This window comes from Marinococcus luteus (assembly GCF_034497705.1).
GTDB lineage: Bacteria > Bacillota > Bacilli > Bacillales > Marinococcaceae > Marinococcus > Marinococcus luteus_A.
On record NZ_JAXRUV010000006.1, the window covers coordinates 41,356 to 61,914 of the forward strand.

The following is a 20,559-nucleotide window of genomic DNA, read 5'->3' on the forward strand; positions in this document are numbered from 1 at the left end:
TTTTTCTTCCTTTCTTATGGATAAACCGGAAGCTGAGAAATTCCTTCTGTCTCATCTGCTCCCAGCATCACATTCATATTTTGTATCGCCTGCCCCGAGGCGCCTTTAACTAAGTTATCAATTACTGAAACGACCGTCAGCCGGTCGGTGCGCTTGTCTACTGTCCAGCCGATATCGCAAAAGTTACTTCCATATACTTCTTTTGTTTCTGGAAATGTTTTTTCTCCCCGTATTCTGACGAAAGACTCTTTGTCATATGCCTGATGAAGAAGCTCTTCAATATGACCGCTTTTCGTCCCGTCGGTAAGCGGCATATACATAGTAGCTAAAATGCCCCTCGTCATCGGCACGAGGTGAGGGCTGAACGTGATGGGGTGATTTCCACCCGTATGCATGTCCAGTGCCTGTTCGATCTCCGGTGTGTGCTTATGCTCATTCACTTTATAAATTTTAAAATTTCCATCCATTTCACTGAAGTGAGTGACCGCTGACGGTGTCCGTCCCGCTCCTGTAGTGCCTGTTTTAGCATCAATGATGATGTTCGAAGGGTCAATCACATCCTTACCCACCAGCGGCAGAAGGCCAAGAAGCACTGCTGTCGGATAGCACCCCGGATTTGACAACAAAGAAGCGCCTGCCACATCCTCTCTATTCCACTCCGTCAAACCGTAGACGGCTTCCTGAAGCAGGGAGTCCGGTGCGCTTTGACGCTGGTACCACTGTTCGTAGGTTCCTGCGTTCTTCAGCCGGAGATCCCCGGACAAATCAATGACTTTCGTGTGTGCTGCAATAGTTTCGCTCCATTCCGCTGATATGCCGGGCGGCGTGGAAAGAAATACAACATCATATGCGGACCAGTCAGCCGTTTCAAGCGGCCGCAGAATTTCATTATATAAATCTTTCATATGCGGATACATATCAGAAAGCTTCGTGTTTTGCTTCGAGGAGGAGTAAACATCTATTTGTTCAACGCCGCGGTGCTGGGCCAGCATGCGTAGTAATTCCACTCCTCCGTAGCCAGTTGCTCCAATAATAGCTGTATTCATAAAGTTGCACCTCTATTTATCTTTATACAATATGTTCTGGTGATTATTATAAGTCTGAATATATATTAATGCAACTGTATTTTTATTTTTTCTTCATATTTTTTCACTTCCGGCAGAAGCTGAGTTTATTAAGCTTTTTCTAATTGTTAAGCCTTTTTCCGGGGAATATAGTTTATGTATGAAAATGTACAATTGATGTATAAATGAGTAGAATGCTTTTATCCTTTTTATCACGTGGCAGGTATTCCTTTTCTTTTCTTTTTGCTTTTGTTCCAGTAAAATAAAGAGCGGATCGTGAAAAACACTGTTTCTATACAGTCGTACAGACGCATTTATATTTCCACCAGGAAAGAAGAGGTTTTTATGAAAAAACATTTGATAGCTCTTGATCTAGACGGGACGCTTTTAAAAGATGATAAAACAATTTCCACAAAGACCTGGAAAGTAATACAGCAGGCTAAACAAGCCGGGCATACAATAGCTATAGCTACCGGCAGACCATACCGCGCCAGTAAAATGTACTACCAGCAGCTCGGCCTTTCTACGCCTATCGTTAACTTCAACGGAGCCTATGTTCATCATCCGGCCGATCGCTCTTTCCGCTCCTTCCATGAACCGCTTGACCTGGATCTTGCCAGGACAGTGATTGAGACCTGCCGCAAGCTAAACGTTCAAAACATGCTTGCTGAAGTTCTCGATGACGTGTATATGGATGAGCATGATGAATCCTTTATCGATCTTCTGGCTTTCCAGGGACCGGTAACCGGGGCCGGGAGACTTGAAAGAGTGCTTTCAAACTCTCCTACTTCTCTGCTCGTGTATCCACAGGAAGGAACAGCTGAACGCCTACAGGACCTACTCTCGTCCAGTGAAGCCAAGGGCATGCACCAGCGCTCGTGGGGAGAGCCTCACCATATGATTGAAATTATAAAAAAGGGAAATCACAAAGCAAACGGTCTCGAAAAGGTCGCTGCTTATGCGGGGCTCTCGATGGAGGATGTGATTGCTTTCGGGGATGAGGATAATGATCTGGAAATGCTTGAAGCCGCCGGCACCGGACTTGCCATGGGAAATGCGAGTACAGACACAAAATCAGTGGCCAATGAAGTCATTGGTACAAATGAAGAAGACGGCATCGCCCATTATTTAGAAGAGAGATTAAAGCTTTCCTCGGACGACACGGTGCTTTTTAAAAATTAAACGCGTGATTTTGAATAAGGATGTGTTCAAACGATGCAGGTGTATAAAGTACCTACAGATACCGAACAGTATGTGAGAAATCAAATAGCAGATCTGCTCATGGGACAGATGGATTCCATTGGCATGAAGGATGCTTACCGGTTTCTGCAGCGGGCTATTGATCTTTCCCTTGACTCCGACTCCACTGCTCATATTTTTGTAGCCGAAACGGAGGAACAGATTGTCGGAGCTGCTTTTTTAAATATTGGCATTAGTCTTGAAAAGGGAGGCTATTATGTCTGGCTGAATGATCTCTACGTGGATCAGCAGTACCGGAACCGGGGTATTGCCAAGAAACTTCTGTTAAAAATTATTTACTGGGCAGAGCATAATGACATCAAAGGCATTGAATTGGAAACCGGAGTGAACAACGCAGCCACAAAAGCATTGTATAATTCCCTCGGCTTTTACGACGTTATTTCCAAGCGTTACGGCTTCCGTTTTTAAGTTCTGTCTTCCCTTTAATGGGGAGGCTTTTTTTATTGCCGGTAAGCCGTATAAAAAAGCATAAGAACACCTTTGACTTTTTCCGGGCCGGTATTAATATAGGCATGGGAGTGGTCCGCCCGGAAACGCAGCGCGTCACCAGGCTTCATTAATTGTATACTTTCCTCTTTCGTCTTTACTTCCATCGCCCCTTCGTGTACAAAAATGTATTCCTCTACTCCAAATGGGTGGGCAGAGGAATAATGGTTTCCCCCAGGAGCCAGTACAAATTCATACCATTCGATTGGAGCCTGTTCGTGTTTGGAAAAAATATTCCGGACTGCGTAGCCGTTCTCCCCTTCGAGCCAGGCAGCTTTATCAGCGGAAACAAATTCAATGTCCGGCCGCTGCTGCTGCAGAAATGCGGAAAAACCTACACCCATCCCTTCTGCAATTTTCCACATCGTCGTAATCGTCGGGTTCGAGGCCCCGCGCTCAATCTGTCCAAGCATCGGCTTGCTTACTCCTGTTGCTTCAGACAGTCTATCCAGACTCCACCCACGTTCATGGCGAAGCTGACGTAATGTTTTGCCGATTTCTTTTCCAATTGATTCTTTCATTTTTTCACCTCTGTTGTATAATATAACATACAAACGTACAATATAATTAAATAGAGAGGAGTTTCTTATGAGTAATACAGCTGCATTAGAACACTCCTGGACCACCGGTCTTACTCAGGGTCTTCCTATCGCCGCCGGATATGTTCCTGCTGCTTTGGGATTTGGCCTGCTTGGTGCTAACAGCGGGCTCTCCATATTTGAAACAGCACTTATGAGTATTATCATTTTTTCCGGCGCCGCCCAGTATATGGCTATTGGGCTTATTACTGCCGGGGCCGGTTTATACAGCATTTGGATTTCCACGTTTCTCATAAATATCCGGCATTTATTAATGAGCGCTTCTGCCAAACAATCTCTTTTCTCAGATTCAAAATGGAAACAGGCGGTGTTAGCATTTGGACTAACAGACGAAGTCTTTGCGCTGATTTCTTCTAGAAGGAATAAAACGACCGTATTTTTCGGTATTGGGGTCTTTTTGGCAGCATATATCAGCTGGGTCGCTTTTTCATGTGCCGGATATTATTTTGGCGCCTTTTTTCCGGATTATCTGCAGATCAGCATGGACTTTGCCTTATATGCCCTGTTTGCAGCACTGTTGTTCCCCGCAATTTTAAAATACCGGATGGCTCTTTACACCGCTGGCTTAAGCGCAGCTATCAACACGTTTCTTGGGATCTGGCTTTCTTCAGGATGGGCTATTCCAGCTGCAATGGCAGCCTCAGTCATTATTATCGTATATGTCAGTTCCTTTAAGCAGAAAAAGGGGGGTCAGCCATGAACATGCTTCTTTTAATCATTGGAATGGGCGTTATTACATACGTAACGAGAGTGGTTCCTTTCTTTTCGTTAAATATTAACCGGCTGCCCGTTTCCGTGCAGCAGGCACTTCAGCTCATTCCGTATGCTGCGCTCGGAGCCCTTCTGCTTCCGGGAGCCCTGCGTTCCCCTCCTGATGCCTGGTTCGGCATGCTCGGTCTCTGCATTGCCTTTTTGATCGCTTTTACAGGCGGCAGGTTCACTGCTATCATTTGCGGTACTATTGGTCTGCTTTCCCTTGCTGCTTTTTTTATTTATTGATACTAAAAAGCAGGAGCTGGTAAAGCTCCTGCTCTTACGGGGTGTCGGATGTTTCCAGAGCCGGAGCATCCAGATTTTCAGCAAGAATCTGGAATTCTGCCTGGTACGAATTTTCAGGGTCGAGAAGATCTGCATCAAGCTCTCCGTCCCACCTTCGTATGTTTCCGGCATTGATCTCCACAGATTTCTCCGCCTGCGTAAACACCTTTCCCTCCGAATAAATATAAACTGGGTCGGATTCACCCTCTTCTTTAATAATAACTTCTATTTCCTGGCCATCCGAAAAATCCAGCTTCATTTCTCCGCTGCCCGTATTTTCAAATTCCAAATGCCAGGCGTTGTTTTCAGTGTCCAGAGTGCCGACAAGCTCCCAATCATTTTTTGTCATTGAAGCTTCCTGACTTCCGGCGGAAGGCTCTTCAGTAGTCTGTTCGCTGCCGCAAGCAGCGGCAGGGAGCATACAGAAACATACCAGTACTGCAGCTAACCACCTTTTTACGGCCATCTCTCTCACTTCCCGGCTTTTATTTTGATTAGTCGTCTTTACGGAACAGCCCGAACACCGTCGTCGTGTTAATAATGTTTGTGAATGCCTCCGGATCTGCTTCCTGCACTACCTGCTGGAGCGTGTACATTTCGTACCGTGTAATCACTGTCATTAATATTTCTTTTTCACTTGCATCAAATCCTCCCCGGGCAGGGATCCGTGTGATCCCTCTGGTCAGATTTTGATGAATGGCATCCCGCATCTCGTCCGGGTTTTTCGTTACGATTAAAGCCGTAAGCTTTACGTGTCGTGTGTGAATAGTATCTATGACCCTTGAGCCGACATACAGCGTTACCAGGGTGTACAAGGAACTTTCCCAGTTGTACAGAAAGCCGGCTGCTATAACGATGACCCCGTTTAGCAGCATGAAATACGTACCGACCGGACGGTCTCCCATACGTGCGAGCACCAGGGCCACAATATCCAGTCCACCCGCAGAAGCCCCCCATTTCAAGGCTACAGCGGCTCCTGCAGCTGTAATTGCCCCGCCAAAGACACTGTTTAATAAAATGTCTCCCGACAGCTCCGTAATAGGTATAAGATCAAGAAAAAACGTTGTCAGTGCTACGTGTAAAAAGCTGTAAAATGTAAACAGCCGTCCTACTTTAAACCAGCCGAGCATAGCAATCGGTATATTGATCAGAAACAAAAGTACGCCGGTGGAAAGCGGTAGAAAGCCGGCAATAATCTGTGCAATACCTGTAGCTCCACTCGCAAATACATTTGCCGGCTCCAAAAACAAGTTCAGGCCGACAGCCATAATCAAAGCCCCGAATACGATAACCAGGACACGTATGACTTCCGATACGATAGATGAATGGCTTGTAAGCATAGTTATCCTCCTTTCTACTGCACGTTTACTTTAAATATGGGAAGCGGCCCATTCTGAAGCCGCGATCATACCTTCTCTCGTTACTTTATGACCCGCTTCCTGCTGCAGATAATAGGCCTGCCCCGAGGAAGTTCTATCCGGAAGACGTTCATAAAAGCGATAAGATAATTCGTAAGGTACAACGTCATCTTCTTTTCCATGCCAAAAAAAGATAGGTTTTGCTTCCACTTTGGCGGGATCAAGGGAAAGATCATACGTAGCCAGTTTGTCTAACAGGTCCTGCTCCTCGCGTTCCGAGAGCTCCCAGTCAGACGTTTTCTTCAATGAGCGTATCTGTTCTTCGGCCATTGCTTTCCAGGACGGAGATCCCATCATAATCATGCCTCCCTGGATCCACTCGAAGGACTTGAGTGCCCCGCATGAAATGATACCTCCCATGGATGTACCAGAAACATACGTCCGACCGCTGTCAATCCATTCATATGTATTCATTTCATTCAGCAGAGCTTCGGTTTCCTCCACCGCCTGCATGACAATATTCCAAAACGCATAGTTTCTCCTGCCAGGGTCCATATCACCTTCGCGTTCTCCGTGATGAAGAGCATCCGGGAGCACGACCCGTATTCCCTTTTCTGCCAAATAATAGGCAAAGGAAAGATTCTGCTCTTTACTGCTGCCAAGGCCATGCCAAAATAAAACCGTTGGCTGCGGATGGTGTTTATCTGCCTGTTTAGAGATATGCAGGCTTGGAATATCTGCGATCGTTTGCTTTTCGATAGTAATCATGCCAGTCCATCCTTTACAGCCGTTATAGTAGTACACTCTGAATATTGTACCCCAGTAAAGCAATTATTGAAAAGACCGAAGCCTTCCATTTCCTTCAATCCGCTTTAAAAACAAAAAAAGACAGCTGCGTGCATAAGCACTTCGACAGCTGTCTTTCCGTTGTCTATTTTTCATCTTCTTCCTTTGCTGTCCGGAGTGGTTCTTCCTCTTTTTCCTCCGCTTCTTCATAATGAAGGACAGAGTATTGAGCACCTTCAGAAACCATTTTGTTGTCTTCAAAATCCTGAGGATCCGGATTACCTACGGTTTCATTCAATTCTTTATCTTCTTCTTCTTTTGTTTTGCCGCCTACTTTGGCTGCTGTACGCTTTGATACGTCTTTCACCTGCGCTCTTGTTTCTCCGTCTTTAAGAAAATAAACGGCTGCGCCAACAATCAGTACTGTCAATACGGTCCATAAAATACTATTTTTCTGCATACCATACGCCTCCTGTCTCAATCAACTGAATTCATTGCTCTTTTCGCTATTTCCCAAATCAGTTAATACTAAACCCTTCATGTTTATAGAAAAGAAGACATACTCAGGCCTTTCAGTGAAAACTACTGGGGCTGTTGTACAAAAAACTGCAGAAATTATTCTGCAGCTTCTTCGTGGTTATTTTTTATATAAATCGTTTACGTCCTTCAGCGGATTTTCCATGCCTGAATTTGTTTCGTCATCCCAGGCGAGCATTCCTCCGGCAAAATTATAAACATTTTCAATTCCATTGTCCTGAAAATACTGGGCCGTATGCTGGCTTCTCGAGCCACTTCGACAGATAAACACGTATGATTCATCTTTTTTAAACTGGTCGATCACTTCAGGGACCTGATTCATTGGAAGAAGAGGTACGCCTGGTATATGACGTTCTTCATATTCGCCCGGCTCTCTTATATCGATCATGATCGGTGTTTTTTTACCGTTATTATATTGTTCCTTCAGTTCGTCTACATCCAACTGGCGGATTCCTTCTAAATCGTAAGCCAATATCGTTCATCCTTTCTATTTTAGCTTTCTGATTCATTCTACCACCTGTGCGCCAATTCGTTAAAAGTCTTATACCTTACAATAATGCGTGTCTGATACAATAATGTAAGAATAGGAGGCGGTCAGCTTGCATAATGATATTATTTCGCTATTTCCAGAAGCAGTGCCCCAGGAGCACTGGAAGGAAATCACCCAACCCGAACAACACTTTTATTACAGGCTTCCGGATGGTACACAATTGGCTATTCCCATTCATTCACTCTCGGCCCGGGAAAAGCACCTGCTCGAAACTGTGCTCACGCCCGTATCCCCCGGCAGCTGGGAAGATTCTCCCTGGGAGGCCTATCTTCAGGCAAAAAGTGATACGCTTCCTGAGCATATCCCCAGCCCGTTTCGTTTTTTATTTCTTGAAGGCTCCAGCCTTTACCGCTGGAAAAACGATATTTACGATACTCTTCTTGAATATTACCAGCGCTCTGTCATTCTTACCGTCCTCGGGGACGAAAAGCTTCTTGCTGTTATTCCGGATGATGATTCAGACGAAGAGGAAGTATTTGAGGCCCAGGAATTATCAACCCTGCTGATGGGAGACACGATGGTTGATGCTTCTGTTTATTGCGGAAGAAAGGTCTACCGCAGTGAAAATATACGTTTAATTTATCAGCAGGAACAGGAGATGTTTTCATTTCTCCAGGAGCAGCAGCCATCCAGGCGCTCTTTTGCCCCATTTGAAGCGCTGCCCGGCATTCATATGGTTGAAAGTACCCGGTTCTCTAAAAAAGAACTGCTCCATTATGCTCTAAGTGGTCTCGAACAGGATGAAGAATTAATGCACACTCTTTATACTTTCTTCCTAGAAAACTTAAACAGCAGCGCTACCGCCAAAAGGCTCCACCTGCACAGGAATACGCTGAAATACCGCCTCGACAAAGTGACCGACCGGCTTGGCATCGACGTCAAACAGTTTCTGCACGCTGCCCCGCTCTTTTTACTTCTTCAGGCGCAGTATGGTTCGGGCATTGCATAGGCTATATTTTTTTTACTTTATTGGAGAGCGTACCGATCGCCTCCACATGAACGTCCACAGCATCCCCGTCCTTTAAATACTTAGGAGGATTGAACCCTGAGCCGACACCAGCCGGTGTGCCCGTAGCAATAACATCACCCGGACGGAGCGTCATGCCCCTGGATAATTGTTCGATCAGTTCTTCAATATCAAAGATAAGATCCGACATACTGCCCGACTGCCTTTTTTCTCCATTTACATAGGTTTCCAGCTTCCAGTCTGAGGGCTGGCCGGAGGGACCGACAGTAACATACGGGCCGATTGGACCGTACGTGTCCCCGCTTTTTCCAAGGAAAAACTGCTGGTGACGCTTTTGTACGTCCCGGGCAGTGATATCGTTGAACAAGGTGTACCCGAATACATAATCCATTGCATTTTCTTTTGAAATCTGCCGTCCAGCTTTTCCAATAACGACAGCTATTTCCCCTTCATAATCCAGAGCTTCTGTAAATGATTCGTCCAGTTCTATCGTGCCTCCATCCGCTACTAATGACGAAGAAGATTTTGTAAATACCAGCGGTGCCTCCGGAGCATTTTGCGCCCCCATTTCTGCAGCATGATCAGCGTAATTTTTTCCGATGCAGATAATATTCTGCCCCTCACGGTTAACCGGCGGGAGCACGTTTACATTTTCGGCAGCATATGTCTTGAATTGGTGACGGCTTTCTGTATAGTCCCTCCACCGCTCTACAAGCAGCGCCTTTCCGTTAACGGTTTCTTCGAGCCATTTCCTCAAATCCCCGTTTTCCCCAATTTCTAGATCGACATACACATCAAATTCTTCATCGTATCCGGCAAGAAAAGAATGGCCGTTTTGTTCCACTGCTGCGATCCGCATGATTATTCTCCTCCTTGAACACTATTCTGTCTGTTCAGCTTCAATCGTTACTCCGTCGAGCTCCAGGCTCTCCCCGTTCAGCAGCCTGCTTTCGGCTTCTAGCGCGGGTTCTCTCCACTCCTGCTCATAAGCTTCTTCAAAATCTACACGGGAGTGGTTAAAAAACAGGCCATTTCCAGCTATATAAGGCTCGTACGAGTCCAGAAAGGCCTCTTCGCCCGTTACCTGGACACGGACAAGAACATTACTCCCATCCCACTGGTCGTTTTTATAATACCCAAAAGCATACACGTTATCGAGTACCGCATAAGAGCCCAGGGGAATAATCACTTTTGTTTCCTGCGCTTCTTCAAGGCTGTCTGAGGTTATTAATTGTTCTCCCGGCTGCAGACGGTCGGCAAAGCTGAAGCTCAAATAAAAAAATAATCCCACTATAAAAACAGCGAGCAACGGGGAAAGCAGCCGCTCTGTCCGCTTTGACCGGTTAGCGCCAGCCCGGTGCAGCGCATACGCCGCTGCTCCTCCTATTATTAGTGTAACAATGGCGCAGATGACATAAAAAACCCAGGGAGTGATTGTCCAAATCATTGTCTAATCCTTTCTTTGTACCTTCGTTAAAAATTCCTTTCCTATCGTATCACATCCTCCCTCTCCATCAGAAACAGAAGCTTTTTCCTTCAATCATATATACGGGTTTATTTCTATATGAAAGCGGTAATACAAACTTAAATACCTCAGGGGGGATCGTTGATGAATAAATTGCATACCTCACTGGCTGTCTGGGCACTCTTTTTGTTTGTTATGGCCCTTGTCCTCCCCTTTACGACAAACGGCGGCAGCACCCTGGCTGATTTAATGCACAGCTATACGATCTATGGCTTTTTTTCCCTCATACCAATTATTGTTTACGGCACTATTCTTTCGATCTGTTCAGACTGGATCACCAACCTTTTTTTCAGACGCATCCCCGAAGTCTCCCTGGTTCTGCATATGATTGGCGGAGCTTTTGTTTATGCCTTTTCCCAGCATTGGAACATCGCACTCATGGGCATTTTCGCTGCTGTTCTATTTTTTACGCTCGACCAGCTGTTCGTTCTTTGGCACCAACGGTTTTCCTTTATGGCAAACGTTCCTTTTGTTCTCAGCTTCAGCAGTGTCCTTCTGATGTTTATCGGGGCTTCTTTTTCCTGAACAGATACAAATATGCTCCGGGGGCTTCTCAGTCCCGGAGCATATTATTTATGAAGGGTTCACCCGGAAAAGAGGCTGCCCATATTCTACTAACTCTCCGTCTTCCACTAGGATCTCTGCGATTTCTCCAGTGACTTCTGCTTCAAGCTCATTCATTAACTTCATTGCCTCTACGATGCAGACGATGGTGTTCGGCTTAATCGCCGCCCCTTTTTCCACATAAGCTCCTGCTTCCGGTGAAGGAGAACGGTAAAACGTGCCTACCATCGGTGATGTAATTTCATAATAATTGGAATCTGCTTCTTTCTCACTGTTATCTTCCGGTCTTTCTTCCTTTTTCGTTTCTGACTGCTGCGGGGCCGGGTGGGCAACTGGCTGCGGGGCCGGCTCTACGCTTTGCTGTGCCACAGGACGCATCGCTGCTTCTTTACGTATAGTAACCTTTTCTTTCATATCGTTGCGGATCTCAAGCTCTCCAACGGAGGACTCGTCCACTGCCTGAATGAGCTCTTTAATTTCTTCAATAGAATACATTGGGGTTCTCTCCTCTCAAAAATAAACACTTACACATGCGTTGAATTCAAGAAAAAACGCTGGTACTTTTCCTGTTTTCTGGCTTCGTCGGTAAGAACCGCATTCATCACCAGATCGCCAAATATGTTCGCGATATCCTGAAGTGAGTACAAGCCGCTTGATTTGTACCATTTGTATGTCCAGTTCATCATTCCAAATATCGCCATCGACGTAATTGGCACTGGGAGCTCCTGTCGGAACTCTCCTTCTTCAATACCGTTTTCGACCAATTGAAACATCGTGTTCTTGTATTCATCCCGTTTAGCTTCGAGCCGTTTGAAATAATCTGAAGACAAATGCTTTCCTTCCTGATAAAACACTGTTACATGCGGACGATACACTTCAAACATACGTACAAACGAGCGTATCACCTCATACAGCCGCTCAGCCGGCGTGTCGTATCTGGACTGCACTTCGTCTGCTTTTGTAAGCACATAGGTGATGAAAGATTCATGAATAGTGTACAAAAGTTCTTCTTTGGACGTGAAATTGTGATAAAAACCGCCTTTGGATGTATGGCTTTGTTTCACAATGCGATCGACGGTGACCGCATGGAAGCCAAATTCTTCAAACAGCTCCAAAGCTGCATCCGTAATCCGCTTTTTTGTCGATCTGGTCGCCATCGATCCTTCCGCCTTCCTATATGCTAGACACTGCTTTCTTCTTCCATAATAGAATGGGTGTCCAAAAAGTTTGTAGTAAAGTTTCCGGAAATAAAATCTTCATGGTTCAAAAGCTTCAAGTGAAACGGGATCGTCGTATCCACTCCGTCTACAACGAATTCAAGCAGTGCCCGCTTCATCCGGGCAATCACTTCTTCCCTGTTTTTTCCGCGGACGATCAGTTTGGCTACCATTGAATCATAGTAGGGAGAAATTTTGAACCCTGTATACATGGCACTGTCCACCCGTACACCCAGTCCGCCTGGAGGCAGATAAAGTTCAAGTTTCCCCGGAGAAGGCCTGAAATTTTTTGCCGGACTTTCTGCATTGATTCTGCATTCCATCGCCCATCCCTCAATTTCAATTTCCTCCTGCTTCACCTGCAGTTCATGACCGGCAGCTGCATAAATTTGTTCTTTGATTAAATCAACACCGGTCACTTCCTCTGTCACGGGGTGCTCTACTTGGATTCTCGTATTCATTTCCATAAAATAAAACTTTTTATGGGCATCCAAAAGGAATTCCACTGTGCCCGCTCCGCAGTAATCAACTGCTTTTGCAGCCTGAACGGCGGCTTCTCCCATGGCCTCTCTCGTTTCTTCATCGAGAGCTGGTGACGGAGCTTCTTCTACAAGCTTTTGGTGGCGCCTTTGGATCGAACAGTCTCTTTCTCCTAAATGGATAACGTTTCCATGACTGTCTGCCATGACCTGAATTTCGATATGTCTTGGCTCCACGACCAGCTTCTCCATGTAAACTCCGGCGTCGCCAAAGGAGCTCTCGGCTTCCTGGCGGGCCATCTGGATGCATTTGTCCAGGTCTTCAGCGGTATGAGCTGCCCGCATTCCTTTTCCGCCGCCGCCGGCAGTAGCCTTGATCATCACTGGATAACCAATATCTTCTGCAAGTGCATGAACATCCGTGTTTTCATCAAGCAATCCATTGCTTCCCGGCACAACCGGCACTCCTGCATCTCTCATCGTTTCTCTTGCCACGTCCTTCGTTCCCATCCGGCGGATAGCTTCTGGAGAAGGACCGATAAACGTAATGTCGTGATCTGCGCAGATTTCGGCAAATTCAGCGTTCTCTGCTAAAAAACCATATCCCGGGTGGATCGCCTCAGCTCCTGTTTTTAAAGCAGTGGAAATTAAATTAGTCATTTTTAAGTAGCTTTCTGAGGAAGCATAAGGTCCCACACAGTAAGCTTCGTCTGCCATGTGAACATGGAGGGCGTCTTTATCTGCTTCTGAATATACGGCTACAGTTTCAATCCCAAGTTCCCGGCAGGCTCTTATAATACGAACTGCGATCTCGCCGCGGTTGGCTATTAATATTCGTTTAAACATACTTCGTGCCTCTCTTTCTGTAAACAACTAGCGGCTGTTTTCCGGCCCCGCTGACGATCTATCTCGAAAACCCTTGATATGTAAGGATTTTTCATAATTATACTACCCTTCATTTTATTCCTTTTGTCAATTCTTCTCAACAATTTTTTTAAAACTTTTCTTTTCTTTCCGTTAAGCATACATAATTCCCGTCGTTTTGTCTGGTATAATGTATGTTTAAAGAGAAAAGGAGCGGGTTTTTTTGACCAACACTATAACTGCTTATGTTGAGGATGAATATTCTGTTTTAGCGGATGTTATCATGTGCGAACCCAGGCATATGGCTATTAAAGAGGTTATAAATGAAATGCAGAAGCAGCACGCTTCCGCCAATATCGATATAGAAAAAGCAGTATTTCAGCATAAACAGCTTACAGCTGTCATTCAGGAATTTGGCGCTTCTGTACATTTTCTGCCTGCCTCCGCTTCTCTTCCCGAACAGGTCTTCACCCGGGACATTGGGTTTGTGATCGATGATCAATTGTTTTTATCAAATATGGGTACTTCTATTCGTTCGGCAGAAACCACGGCTTTAGCAGACTGGTATGAACAGCGTTACGGACCATGTACCCATTTAAAAAGCGGCACCATCGAAGGCGGGGACGTTATGCTTTCAGAGAAGCTTCTTTTTATCGGCCAGAGCTCCCGGACGTCTAAAGAAGGCCTGGACGAACTTCAGAAGGAGTGTCCTAATAAGCAGATTATTCCGGTACATTTCGATAACCGCCATCTGCATCTGGACTGTATTTTTAATATTTTGGACAGTGCTACTGCTATTGCCTATGAAGCAGCTTTTGACACTGAAAGTCTGGAAGCAGTCAAACAGTATTTTAATATTATTTCTGTACCGGAGGAGGAACAGAGCCGGTTGGGAACTAATGTATTCTCTCTCGGGCACAGTCATGTTATATCACTGCCGGAAAATATGCATGTTAACAAACAATTACGGGAATACGGTTTTATAGTTCATGAAGTGTCCTACGATGAAATTATAAAATCCGGGGGCTCTTTCAGGTGTACTACTCTCCCTTTGCGACGGGAGAGAAAAAATCACCAATAAGGAAAGGAACGTGGAACAATGATCATGTCTGCAGAAGAAATTCAAAACGAGCTGAGCAATCTGCCAAATTGGAATAACGACGGGGACAAGGCCATTGTACGGGAATATAAATTTTCTAATTATCTGGATGGTATTGAGTTTGTTAAAGAGGTGGCAGCGCATGCAGAAAATGTGCAGCACCATCCCAAGATCACCATTGATCATACCCAGGTTACTATTTCTTTTACCACTGTAGATCAGGGCGGCGTTACCGAAAAAGATTTCAACGCTGCGAAGGAAGTAGAACGACTTGCCGAAGACATCCAGTAACTCGCGGATTTTCTTTTTAATAATTTGTATATAGACAGCTGCCGGAATTTTATTCGGCAGCTGTCTTTTTGTAAGACTAAAGTCACAAATCATACATATCTTTATACAGACTTTTGTGTCATTATATATGTAACAGAGATACTTATATATTAATGAGCAGTGAATCAGCTGTGGAGGAGTTGATAAGAAATGAGAATAGGATCTTACGGTACGGCTCATGCTCTTATCAGCATCGCCGTTTTTCTCGCAGTCATGGCTTTTATTTTTTATCCGATGCTGATGGCGGACGCCGATAGCTTTGACCAGCACAATGCCCGTGAGGATGTTGGACAGGTCCAGGCAGCTGTCGAACAGGATATTGCTTCCATGCACACTTTAAATGAAGACTGGGCCACCTGGGACGATTCTTTTCAGTTTATGACAGACCAGCATGAAGAGTACATACATACAAATTTGCAGAATGATACATTTATTAACAACGATGTGAGCATTATTCTTTTCGTTAATAAAGAGCTTGAAACCGTCTACGAAAAAGAAGTAGACCTGCAAAATCAACAAGAAGGAGGCGTCCATCGTTCGCTTGTCTCTGGAGTACAGAAAGAATTGCAGAAGTCCGGGGAAGAACGAACTTTTTTAACTGGGACCGACTCCGGCGCTCACTATTTTTCTGTTCAGCATATTCTGCCGAGCGACGGGTCCGGAAACTTTAATGGTTATTTGGTCATGGGGAAAGCAATTAACGACGGATATATAGATACTGTGAGTGACTTGTTCTCCTTCCCGATCAATCTGCGGCCAGGAGATGGACCGTCCGGTACGGCCATTACTGCTGAAGATGCGGACACTATCGAAGGCACCTGGACAGCTGAAAACGCAGATGGCCGTTCTGCTTTTCAGCTGGGGGTAATGAAAGACCGGGTCTACTTCTCCGAGCTTTCCGATACCATGAATACAATGGTTTTTTTCATGCTTGCTCTGCTGCTCGCATATTTCGCGCTAACATACTACCAGTTTAAATTCCTTGTAGAAAGACCAATCACTTCTTTATCAGAGCAGTTAAAGCATATTCGCATCCATCATCTGTTGTCCCACAGGGTTTCTTTAAAACGCCGGCCGGCCAGGGAATTAAAAGAGCTCGAGGAATCTATGAACAATATGCTTGAGCGTTCGGAATACGCTCACCTTGAAGTTACACATATGGCATATACAGACCATCTCACCTCTCTGCATAACCGCCATTATGTCCAGGAAGCTTTTCCAGGATTTCTTGAAAACCATAAAAATAACACATTCGTTCTATTTTTTGACCTTGATGGGTTTAAACGAGTTAACGACAGCTGGGGGCACAAGGCAGGTGATGAATTAATCCGACAGGCTGCCGCCAGGTTAAACAGCATGTTTACCGGTCCTGATTCAATCACCGCCCGCCTCGGGGGTGACGAATTTGTTGTAGTTACAGCAGCTGACAGCAGAGAGCACCTCGCCAGCGTACTCGAAGAGGCCGTGACTTTTCTTAATAAACAGTACTATTTTGATGACAAAGCCACATTTATTTCAGCCAGCGCCGGTGTGAGCTCTTTTCCTGACGACGGAGAAAGCTTTGACATTCTTTTAAAGCACGCCGACACCGCTATGTACGAAGCTAAAAAGAACACGGCCGGCAGAATTGTCTATTATGAGGAACTGTCCCTTAATGATGACTATCAATTTTCTCTGGCAATAAGAAACGACATTATGTTTGCTTTCGAAAAAGAAGAATTCTATCTTGAATTTCAGCCGATTATGGAGCCGGGATGCGAGAATATGGAGGGGGCTGAAGCTCTTCTTCGTTGGAAACATCCGCTTTACGGAAGAATATCCCCCGCTACATTCATACCGCTTTTAGAAGAAACAGGAGATATTCATCAGGTCGGAGCGTGGGTGATTCATTCTTCGCTTAAGGAAGCCCAAAAGTGGAGAAAAATCGGCTTTCCTTCCATCAAATTGTCTTTTAATGTGTCTAAAATACAGATTCAATCGCTTGATTATCTTATGGCATCCCTTGATAGTGCTCTGGCAGAAACAGGCTTTCCGCCCCATCTTCTGCGGGCGGAAATTACAGAGGACAATATCGACTATGATCCTCAGATGACTATTGATTTTATTACACAGCTGCAGCAGCGCGGAGTGAAAGTTGCGCTCGATGATTTTGGGGTGGGAAGCTCTTCGCTGCATTCCCTCCGCGACCTTCCTATCAATCTGGTCAAGCTCGACCGCAGCTTTGTACGGCATATTCCTTCCACCACTTTTGATACAACGCTTTTAACCGGCATTTACCGCCTTATTGAAGAGCTCGATCTCGATGTCGTTACGGAAGGAGTGGAAAATGCCGCGCAGCTGGAATTTGTGCAGCAGTACAGCACCTCTTACGTCCAGGGATATTATTTCAGCCGGCCGGTGCCTTCAGTAGAGCTGATTGCTTTCATGAAAGAAAAAAATAAAAAGGATCCTTCCTTTATACATTGAAAAGAGCAGCTGCCTAATGTACAGCTGCTCCTTCTTTATTTAATAGGAATGTCTTTTTTCTACTGTTCCATCCTTCTTGTAAATAATGGCTTCTGTCCCTTTCTTTTCTGCCACTTCTTTTGCACGTTCGATAGCTTCTGATTTGCTGGCATAGACAATATCCGGTTTTTTCGCACTTTTTGCCCGTACAGCCCATCCGTCTTCATGTGCTTCTACCAGCTCTGCTTTTTCCATCAGTTCGGGATCCGAACCACTTTCTTCGTCATCACGGGATTTAGGATCTTCCTCCTCCATGAATTCCGTTACTTCTTCTTTAGAAGCATTGCTGTACCATTCTTTTGCCTGTTCGGTTGCAATTGGAATCGCACGGCCTTCATCGTATCCATCGTCGAGCATCGAATTGGCTATATCGATTGCTTTTTTCTTTACTGGCTTGTCCAAGTTTTTTAGGGATGAAGGGTAGTCATTCATCGTCCAGGGCATGTTTTTTCCTCCTCATCATTTTTGTTACCTTTCTTTTCCCATATTATGTGCATACAAAAACAGGATTTTCTCCAGAAGCCTCCTCTTTAATTCCTCCAAACCCCGGTTTCTTTGCGGAAATTTATATGAGAATCTGTTTAGGGCTCTGAAAAGCAGGGTACGAGAGAGTTAGACACTATTATATGGTCCGCACGCCCTGGTGCTCTGCCATGAATCATGGTACCATTTATTAGGCTGTAGGATTAATCGCATTTATTGCAAGGAGGAATGGTGAATCATGGGTATGATTGGCGGTATAGCTCTACTAATCATCGCGGTAGCTTTTGCAGTATTAGTTATTTTCTTAGCACGCGTCTTAAGCAACCTCACTAAAACATTAAATGGGGTGAACGAAACAGTAGACAAGCTGCCTGAGCAACTCGATCAGGTAATGAATCAATCGGAGCTGATTTTACATAACAGCAACGAGACGATTCTGGATGTAAATGAAAAGCTCCACTCGTTGAGTCCGCTTTTTTACATTGTTGGCGATGCCGGGGAAGCTTCTAGGAAGCTCACTTCAAGCCTTGTTGACATGACAGCAGGTATGAAAAGGAGTTCCACCGAAGGCAAAGGCAAAGTGAATGAGCAGGCTCTTGGCGGCCTTTATGGCAGCCTTGCTTTAGGATACTATATGTACCAGAAGCGCCAGGCTATTAAGGACTGGAAAGAGGAGAACACAGGAAATGCATAAAAAAAGCCTATGGTCGGGAGTTGCTGCTGGCTATGCCGTGTCAGTACTCACCAGTCTGCTCACCGCTCCGAAAAGCGGGAAGGAATACCGGCGCAAAGTATCTTCCGGGGCAGGAGCTGTCCAGCAGACGCCTGCACGGGTAAAAGGAAAAGCAAAAGCGCGTTCCGACAAGCTGTATGAATCCGGAAAGATCCGGTATGAACTGCTTCACGGCAAACTCGATAATATCCGCCTGGAAGCCCGTATCAAAGGTGCATCAAGTATGCAGTATCAATCTATGCAAAAACCAGCTGATGAATAAAATCAGCTGGTTTTTCTTTTATTTTTTTATTCGTTTCCATCCTTTTTTCAAAGGTGGCAGCGAAACTTCTCCGCGCTCAAAAACATTTTTTATAATAAATTCGCTGTAGTGCACCGCCTGCTGGTAAGAAATCCGGCCGGGAAGCGGCGGCTGCATATCCACGACGCAATCAATAACTACGGGCCTGGTGGCAAGCACTGCTTTTTGCAGCGCCTCATGCAGTTCGGTTTTGGTTCTGACCCTGTATCCTTCACCGCCGCAAGCTTTGGCAAATCCAGCAAAATCAATACCGCTGATGTCTGTTTCCGTATCCAGATGGCCCATCTGCTGCTGCTCGTATTCAATCATCCCGATCTTTTCGTTATTAAATACGATACAAATCATCGGAAGCTGGTACTTTACGGCAGTGGCAAAATCCTGCATTCCCATGGCAAAGCCGCCATCCCCGGCAAGCATGACCGTCTGCTTTTCAGGCCAGGCCGCTTTGGCGGCAATCGCACCGGGCAGGGCGCACCCCATCGTAGCCATCCATCCCGATATTACAAACTCCTGTCTTTTCAGCTTTAAATAGCGCGCAGCCCATACAGTGACATTTCCAACATCGACAGACACTACAGCGTCTTCCTCCAAAAACTGCTGTACTTCATGAATCACCTGCGGCGGCTGCAGCCTGTCTGTCTCTTCTGTCATATCCTTTTCGAGCTCGCTCCACCACTCTTTTCTTTTTTCTTTATATTTCTGCATAAAGGCAGAAGGCTCCCGGCGTTCGAGATTTTCCGTATACCACTGAAGCACAGGCCCGAGTTCAGAGACTAAACCTACCGTTACAGGATAATATTTCCCTATCACTCTGGGATCAATATCAATTTGAATTGCTTTGGTGTTTTTCGGCATAAAATCACGATAAGGAAAAGAAGTACCGGCCAGTATTAACAAATCGGCCTCCTGCAACGCTTCGTATGACGGCGTAGTGCCAATCTGGCCATTCTGGCCCAGGCTGTGCTCATGCTCATCCGGAACAACGCCCTTTGCAAGAAGCGTAGAAGCTACTGGCGCCTGAATATGTTCAGCAAACGCAAGCAATTCCTCAGTACTGTACCTGGCCCCTTTCCCCGCCAGAATAACTGGCTTCTTCGCCCCGTCCAGCAGCCTCGCAGCCTCCACCATATCTTCCTTCTCCGGGCGGATCTTTGGCCTCGCAAACACTCCGGAAGATATTGGGGCTTCACGTTTGATTTCTGCAGCCGAAACGTCATCCGGGATAACGAGCACAGCTACTCCTTTTTCTGTGTAGGCAGCACGTATCGCCTGATGCAGCATGTCCGGGAGCTGGGCGGCACTCTGGACACGTTCATTAAATACACTGACGTCAGCAAACATCTGGTTCAGCTGGATTTCCTGAAAATTATCTGTGCCGATGATTGTCGTATCAACCTGTCCGACCAAAGCAAGCACCGGCACTTTATCTCTTTTCGCATCATAAAGGCCGTTTAATAAATGAACCCCTCCAGGCCCGGCAATCGAAGAACAAACGCCCATCCTCCCCGTCAGCTTCGCATACGCTGCAGCGGCAAGGGCTCCCGTCTCTTCATGACGGATCTGGATATATTTCAGACCGTCTTCATCCTTTCGTAATTCTTCCATCAATTCATTGATGGAATCTCCCGGCATGCCATACAGGTGGCTGACGCCCCATTCTTTAAGTATTTCCACCACTTTATTTCCCGCTGTTTGATTACCCATCGTCCCTGCTCCTCCTGTTTTCACAAATTTTCACAGTTCCTTAATTCTCTACCCCTCTTCTTATTTACTTCAAACCTTTACCGCTCTTGTCCTCTCTCCTATAGAAAAAG

The 20,559-nt window shown here is 45.6% G+C and carries 25 protein-coding genes; 11 read left to right on the forward strand and 14 right to left on the reverse strand.

Annotation, left to right across the window (positions count from 1 at the left end; translation table 11 throughout):
* Nucleotides 1-14: 14 nt before the first annotated feature.
* Entirely contained in the window at nucleotides 15-1,046 is a 1,032-nt protein-coding gene (gene argC / locus Q9M42_RS10505; RefSeq protein ID WP_322526434.1) for an N-acetyl-gamma-glutamyl-phosphate reductase, read from the reverse strand.
* A gap of 363 nt (nucleotides 1,047-1,409) precedes the next feature.
* Between argC and Q9M42_RS10510 the strand changes: the two genes are divergently transcribed.
* Nucleotides 1,410-2,246 carry a Cof-type HAD-IIB family hydrolase gene (locus Q9M42_RS10510; protein ID WP_322526435.1) on the forward strand — a complete coding sequence of 279 codons (837 nt, stop codon included), beginning with the start codon at nucleotides 1,410-1,412 and terminating at the stop codon, nucleotides 2,244-2,246.
* 33 nt (nucleotides 2,247-2,279) lie between these two features.
* Entirely contained in the window at nucleotides 2,280-2,732 is a 453-nt protein-coding gene (locus Q9M42_RS10515; RefSeq protein ID WP_022793227.1) for a GNAT family N-acetyltransferase, read from the forward strand.
* A gap of 32 nt (nucleotides 2,733-2,764) precedes the next feature.
* Here the strand turns inward: Q9M42_RS10515 and Q9M42_RS10520 are convergent, their stop codons facing one another.
* Nucleotides 2,765-3,331, reverse strand: a complete 567-nt coding sequence (locus tag Q9M42_RS10520; protein ID WP_322526436.1) for a helix-turn-helix domain-containing protein — start codon at nucleotides 3,329-3,331, stop codon at nucleotides 2,765-2,767.
* Between the two features lie 67 nt (nucleotides 3,332-3,398).
* Between Q9M42_RS10520 and Q9M42_RS10525 the strand changes: the two genes are divergently transcribed.
* Together Q9M42_RS10525 and Q9M42_RS10530 are read left to right on the forward strand one after the other, a co-directional pair.
* Entirely contained in the window at nucleotides 3,399-4,109 is a 711-nt protein-coding gene (locus Q9M42_RS10525) for an AzlC family ABC transporter permease (protein WP_322526437.1), read from the forward strand.
* Nucleotides 4,106-4,408, forward strand: coding sequence for an AzlD domain-containing protein (locus Q9M42_RS10530; RefSeq protein WP_322526438.1), 303 nt, complete (start codon nucleotides 4,106-4,108; stop codon nucleotides 4,406-4,408). Before Q9M42_RS10525 ends, Q9M42_RS10530 begins: the two co-directional genes overlap by 4 nt.
* 34 nt (nucleotides 4,409-4,442) lie before the next feature.
* Here Q9M42_RS10530 and Q9M42_RS10535 read toward each other — a convergent pair whose 3' ends face one another.
* The 5 genes from Q9M42_RS10535 to Q9M42_RS10555 form a co-directional block, all read right to left on the reverse strand.
* The gene (locus Q9M42_RS10535; RefSeq protein WP_322526439.1) at nucleotides 4,443-4,913 is read right to left on the reverse strand and encodes a BsuPI-related putative proteinase inhibitor; all 471 of its coding nucleotides are present in this window, start codon (nucleotides 4,911-4,913) and stop codon (nucleotides 4,443-4,445) included.
* Nucleotides 4,914-4,941: 28 nt separating this feature from the next.
* On the reverse strand, nucleotides 4,942-5,787 hold the full coding sequence (locus tag Q9M42_RS10540; RefSeq protein ID WP_322526440.1) for a YitT family protein: 846 nt from the start codon (nucleotides 5,785-5,787) through the stop codon (nucleotides 4,942-4,944).
* Between the two features lie 30 nt (nucleotides 5,788-5,817).
* Nucleotides 5,818-6,573, reverse strand: a complete 756-nt coding sequence (locus Q9M42_RS10545; protein ID WP_322526441.1) for an alpha/beta fold hydrolase — start codon at nucleotides 6,571-6,573, stop codon at nucleotides 5,818-5,820.
* A 163-nt stretch (nucleotides 6,574-6,736) separates the two neighbouring features.
* Nucleotides 6,737-7,051, reverse strand: coding sequence for a hypothetical protein (locus Q9M42_RS10550; protein WP_322526442.1), 315 nt, complete (start codon nucleotides 7,049-7,051; stop codon nucleotides 6,737-6,739).
* Between the two features lie 177 nt (nucleotides 7,052-7,228).
* Nucleotides 7,229-7,600, reverse strand: coding sequence for a rhodanese-like domain-containing protein (locus Q9M42_RS10555; protein ID WP_322526443.1), 372 nt, complete (start codon nucleotides 7,598-7,600; stop codon nucleotides 7,229-7,231).
* A gap of 127 nt (nucleotides 7,601-7,727) precedes the next feature.
* Here Q9M42_RS10555 and Q9M42_RS10560 point away from each other — a divergent pair, with 127 nt between their 5' ends.
* Complete coding sequence (locus Q9M42_RS10560) at nucleotides 7,728-8,627, forward strand: PucR family transcriptional regulator (RefSeq protein ID WP_322526444.1); 900 nt, start codon at nucleotides 7,728-7,730, stop codon at nucleotides 8,625-8,627.
* Between the two features lies 1 nt (nucleotide 8,628).
* Here Q9M42_RS10560 and Q9M42_RS10565 read toward each other — a convergent pair whose 3' ends face one another.
* Both Q9M42_RS10565 and Q9M42_RS10570 read right to left on the reverse strand, forming a co-directional pair.
* Nucleotides 8,629-9,504, reverse strand: coding sequence for a fumarylacetoacetate hydrolase family protein (locus Q9M42_RS10565; RefSeq protein ID WP_322526445.1), 876 nt, complete (start codon nucleotides 9,502-9,504; stop codon nucleotides 8,629-8,631).
* A gap of 21 nt (nucleotides 9,505-9,525) precedes the next feature.
* Nucleotides 9,526-10,092, reverse strand: a complete 567-nt coding sequence (locus Q9M42_RS10570; RefSeq protein ID WP_322526446.1) for a hypothetical protein — start codon at nucleotides 10,090-10,092, stop codon at nucleotides 9,526-9,528.
* Nucleotides 10,093-10,254: 162 nt separating this feature from the next.
* On the opposite strand from Q9M42_RS10570, the gene Q9M42_RS10575 reads away from it, so the two are divergent.
* Nucleotides 10,255-10,695, forward strand: a complete 441-nt coding sequence (locus Q9M42_RS10575) for a hypothetical protein (RefSeq protein WP_322526447.1) — start codon at nucleotides 10,255-10,257, stop codon at nucleotides 10,693-10,695.
* A 48-nt stretch (nucleotides 10,696-10,743) separates the two neighbouring features.
* Here Q9M42_RS10575 and accB read toward each other — a convergent pair whose 3' ends face one another.
* The 3 genes from accB to accC are packed head-to-tail and all read right to left on the reverse strand — an operon-like array spanning nucleotide 10,744 to nucleotide 13,276.
* A complete protein-coding gene (gene accB, locus Q9M42_RS10580) occupies nucleotides 10,744-11,229 on the reverse strand; it encodes an acetyl-CoA carboxylase biotin carboxyl carrier protein (RefSeq protein WP_322526448.1) in 486 nt (161 codons plus the stop codon).
* Nucleotides 11,230-11,258: 29 nt separating this feature from the next.
* Nucleotides 11,259-11,891 (reverse strand): TetR/AcrR family transcriptional regulator, encoded by a 633-nt coding sequence (locus Q9M42_RS10585; RefSeq protein ID WP_322526449.1) that lies wholly within the window; start codon nucleotides 11,889-11,891, stop codon nucleotides 11,259-11,261.
* Nucleotides 11,892-11,914: 23 nt separating this feature from the next.
* Nucleotides 11,915-13,276: an acetyl-CoA carboxylase biotin carboxylase subunit gene (accC, locus tag Q9M42_RS10590; RefSeq protein WP_322526450.1), complete on the reverse strand. Its 1,362-nt coding sequence runs from the start codon at nucleotides 13,274-13,276 to the stop codon at nucleotides 11,915-11,917.
* Nucleotides 13,277-13,517: 241 nt separating this feature from the next.
* Here accC and Q9M42_RS10595 point away from each other — a divergent pair, with 241 nt between their 5' ends.
* The 3 genes from Q9M42_RS10595 (at nucleotide 13,518) to Q9M42_RS10605 (ending at nucleotide 17,189) form a co-directional block, all read left to right on the forward strand.
* Nucleotides 13,518-14,375 carry a dimethylarginine dimethylaminohydrolase family protein gene (locus tag Q9M42_RS10595; RefSeq protein WP_322526451.1) on the forward strand — a complete coding sequence of 286 codons (858 nt, stop codon included), beginning with the start codon at nucleotides 13,518-13,520 and terminating at the stop codon, nucleotides 14,373-14,375.
* An 18-nt stretch (nucleotides 14,376-14,393) separates the two neighbouring features.
* Nucleotides 14,394-14,684: a 4a-hydroxytetrahydrobiopterin dehydratase gene (locus Q9M42_RS10600; protein ID WP_322526452.1), complete on the forward strand. Its 291-nt coding sequence runs from the start codon at nucleotides 14,394-14,396 to the stop codon at nucleotides 14,682-14,684.
* Nucleotides 14,685-14,873: 189 nt separating this feature from the next.
* Nucleotides 14,874-17,189: a bifunctional diguanylate cyclase/phosphodiesterase gene (locus Q9M42_RS10605; RefSeq protein ID WP_322526453.1), complete on the forward strand. Its 2,316-nt coding sequence runs from the start codon at nucleotides 14,874-14,876 to the stop codon at nucleotides 17,187-17,189.
* A 39-nt stretch (nucleotides 17,190-17,228) separates the two neighbouring features.
* On the opposite strand, the gene Q9M42_RS10610 is transcribed toward Q9M42_RS10605, so the two are convergent.
* Nucleotides 17,229-17,672: a DUF2188 domain-containing protein gene (locus Q9M42_RS10610; RefSeq protein ID WP_322526454.1), complete on the reverse strand. Its 444-nt coding sequence runs from the start codon at nucleotides 17,670-17,672 to the stop codon at nucleotides 17,229-17,231.
* 277 nt (nucleotides 17,673-17,949) lie between these two features.
* Between Q9M42_RS10610 and Q9M42_RS10615 the strand changes: the two genes are divergently transcribed.
* Together Q9M42_RS10615 and Q9M42_RS10620 are read left to right on the forward strand one after the other, a co-directional pair.
* Nucleotides 17,950-18,405 (forward strand): DUF948 domain-containing protein, encoded by a 456-nt coding sequence (locus Q9M42_RS10615; RefSeq protein ID WP_322526455.1) that lies wholly within the window; start codon nucleotides 17,950-17,952, stop codon nucleotides 18,403-18,405.
* Nucleotides 18,398-18,706 carry a YtxH domain-containing protein gene (locus Q9M42_RS10620; RefSeq protein ID WP_322526456.1) on the forward strand — a complete coding sequence of 103 codons (309 nt, stop codon included), beginning with the start codon at nucleotides 18,398-18,400 and terminating at the stop codon, nucleotides 18,704-18,706. The genes Q9M42_RS10615 and Q9M42_RS10620 overlap by 8 nt, the downstream gene beginning before the upstream one ends.
* A gap of 18 nt (nucleotides 18,707-18,724) precedes the next feature.
* Here Q9M42_RS10620 and Q9M42_RS10625 read toward each other — a convergent pair whose 3' ends face one another.
* Entirely contained in the window at nucleotides 18,725-20,449 is a 1,725-nt protein-coding gene (locus Q9M42_RS10625; protein WP_322526457.1) for a pyruvate oxidase, read from the reverse strand.
* Between the last annotated feature and the right edge of the window lie 110 nt (nucleotides 20,450-20,559).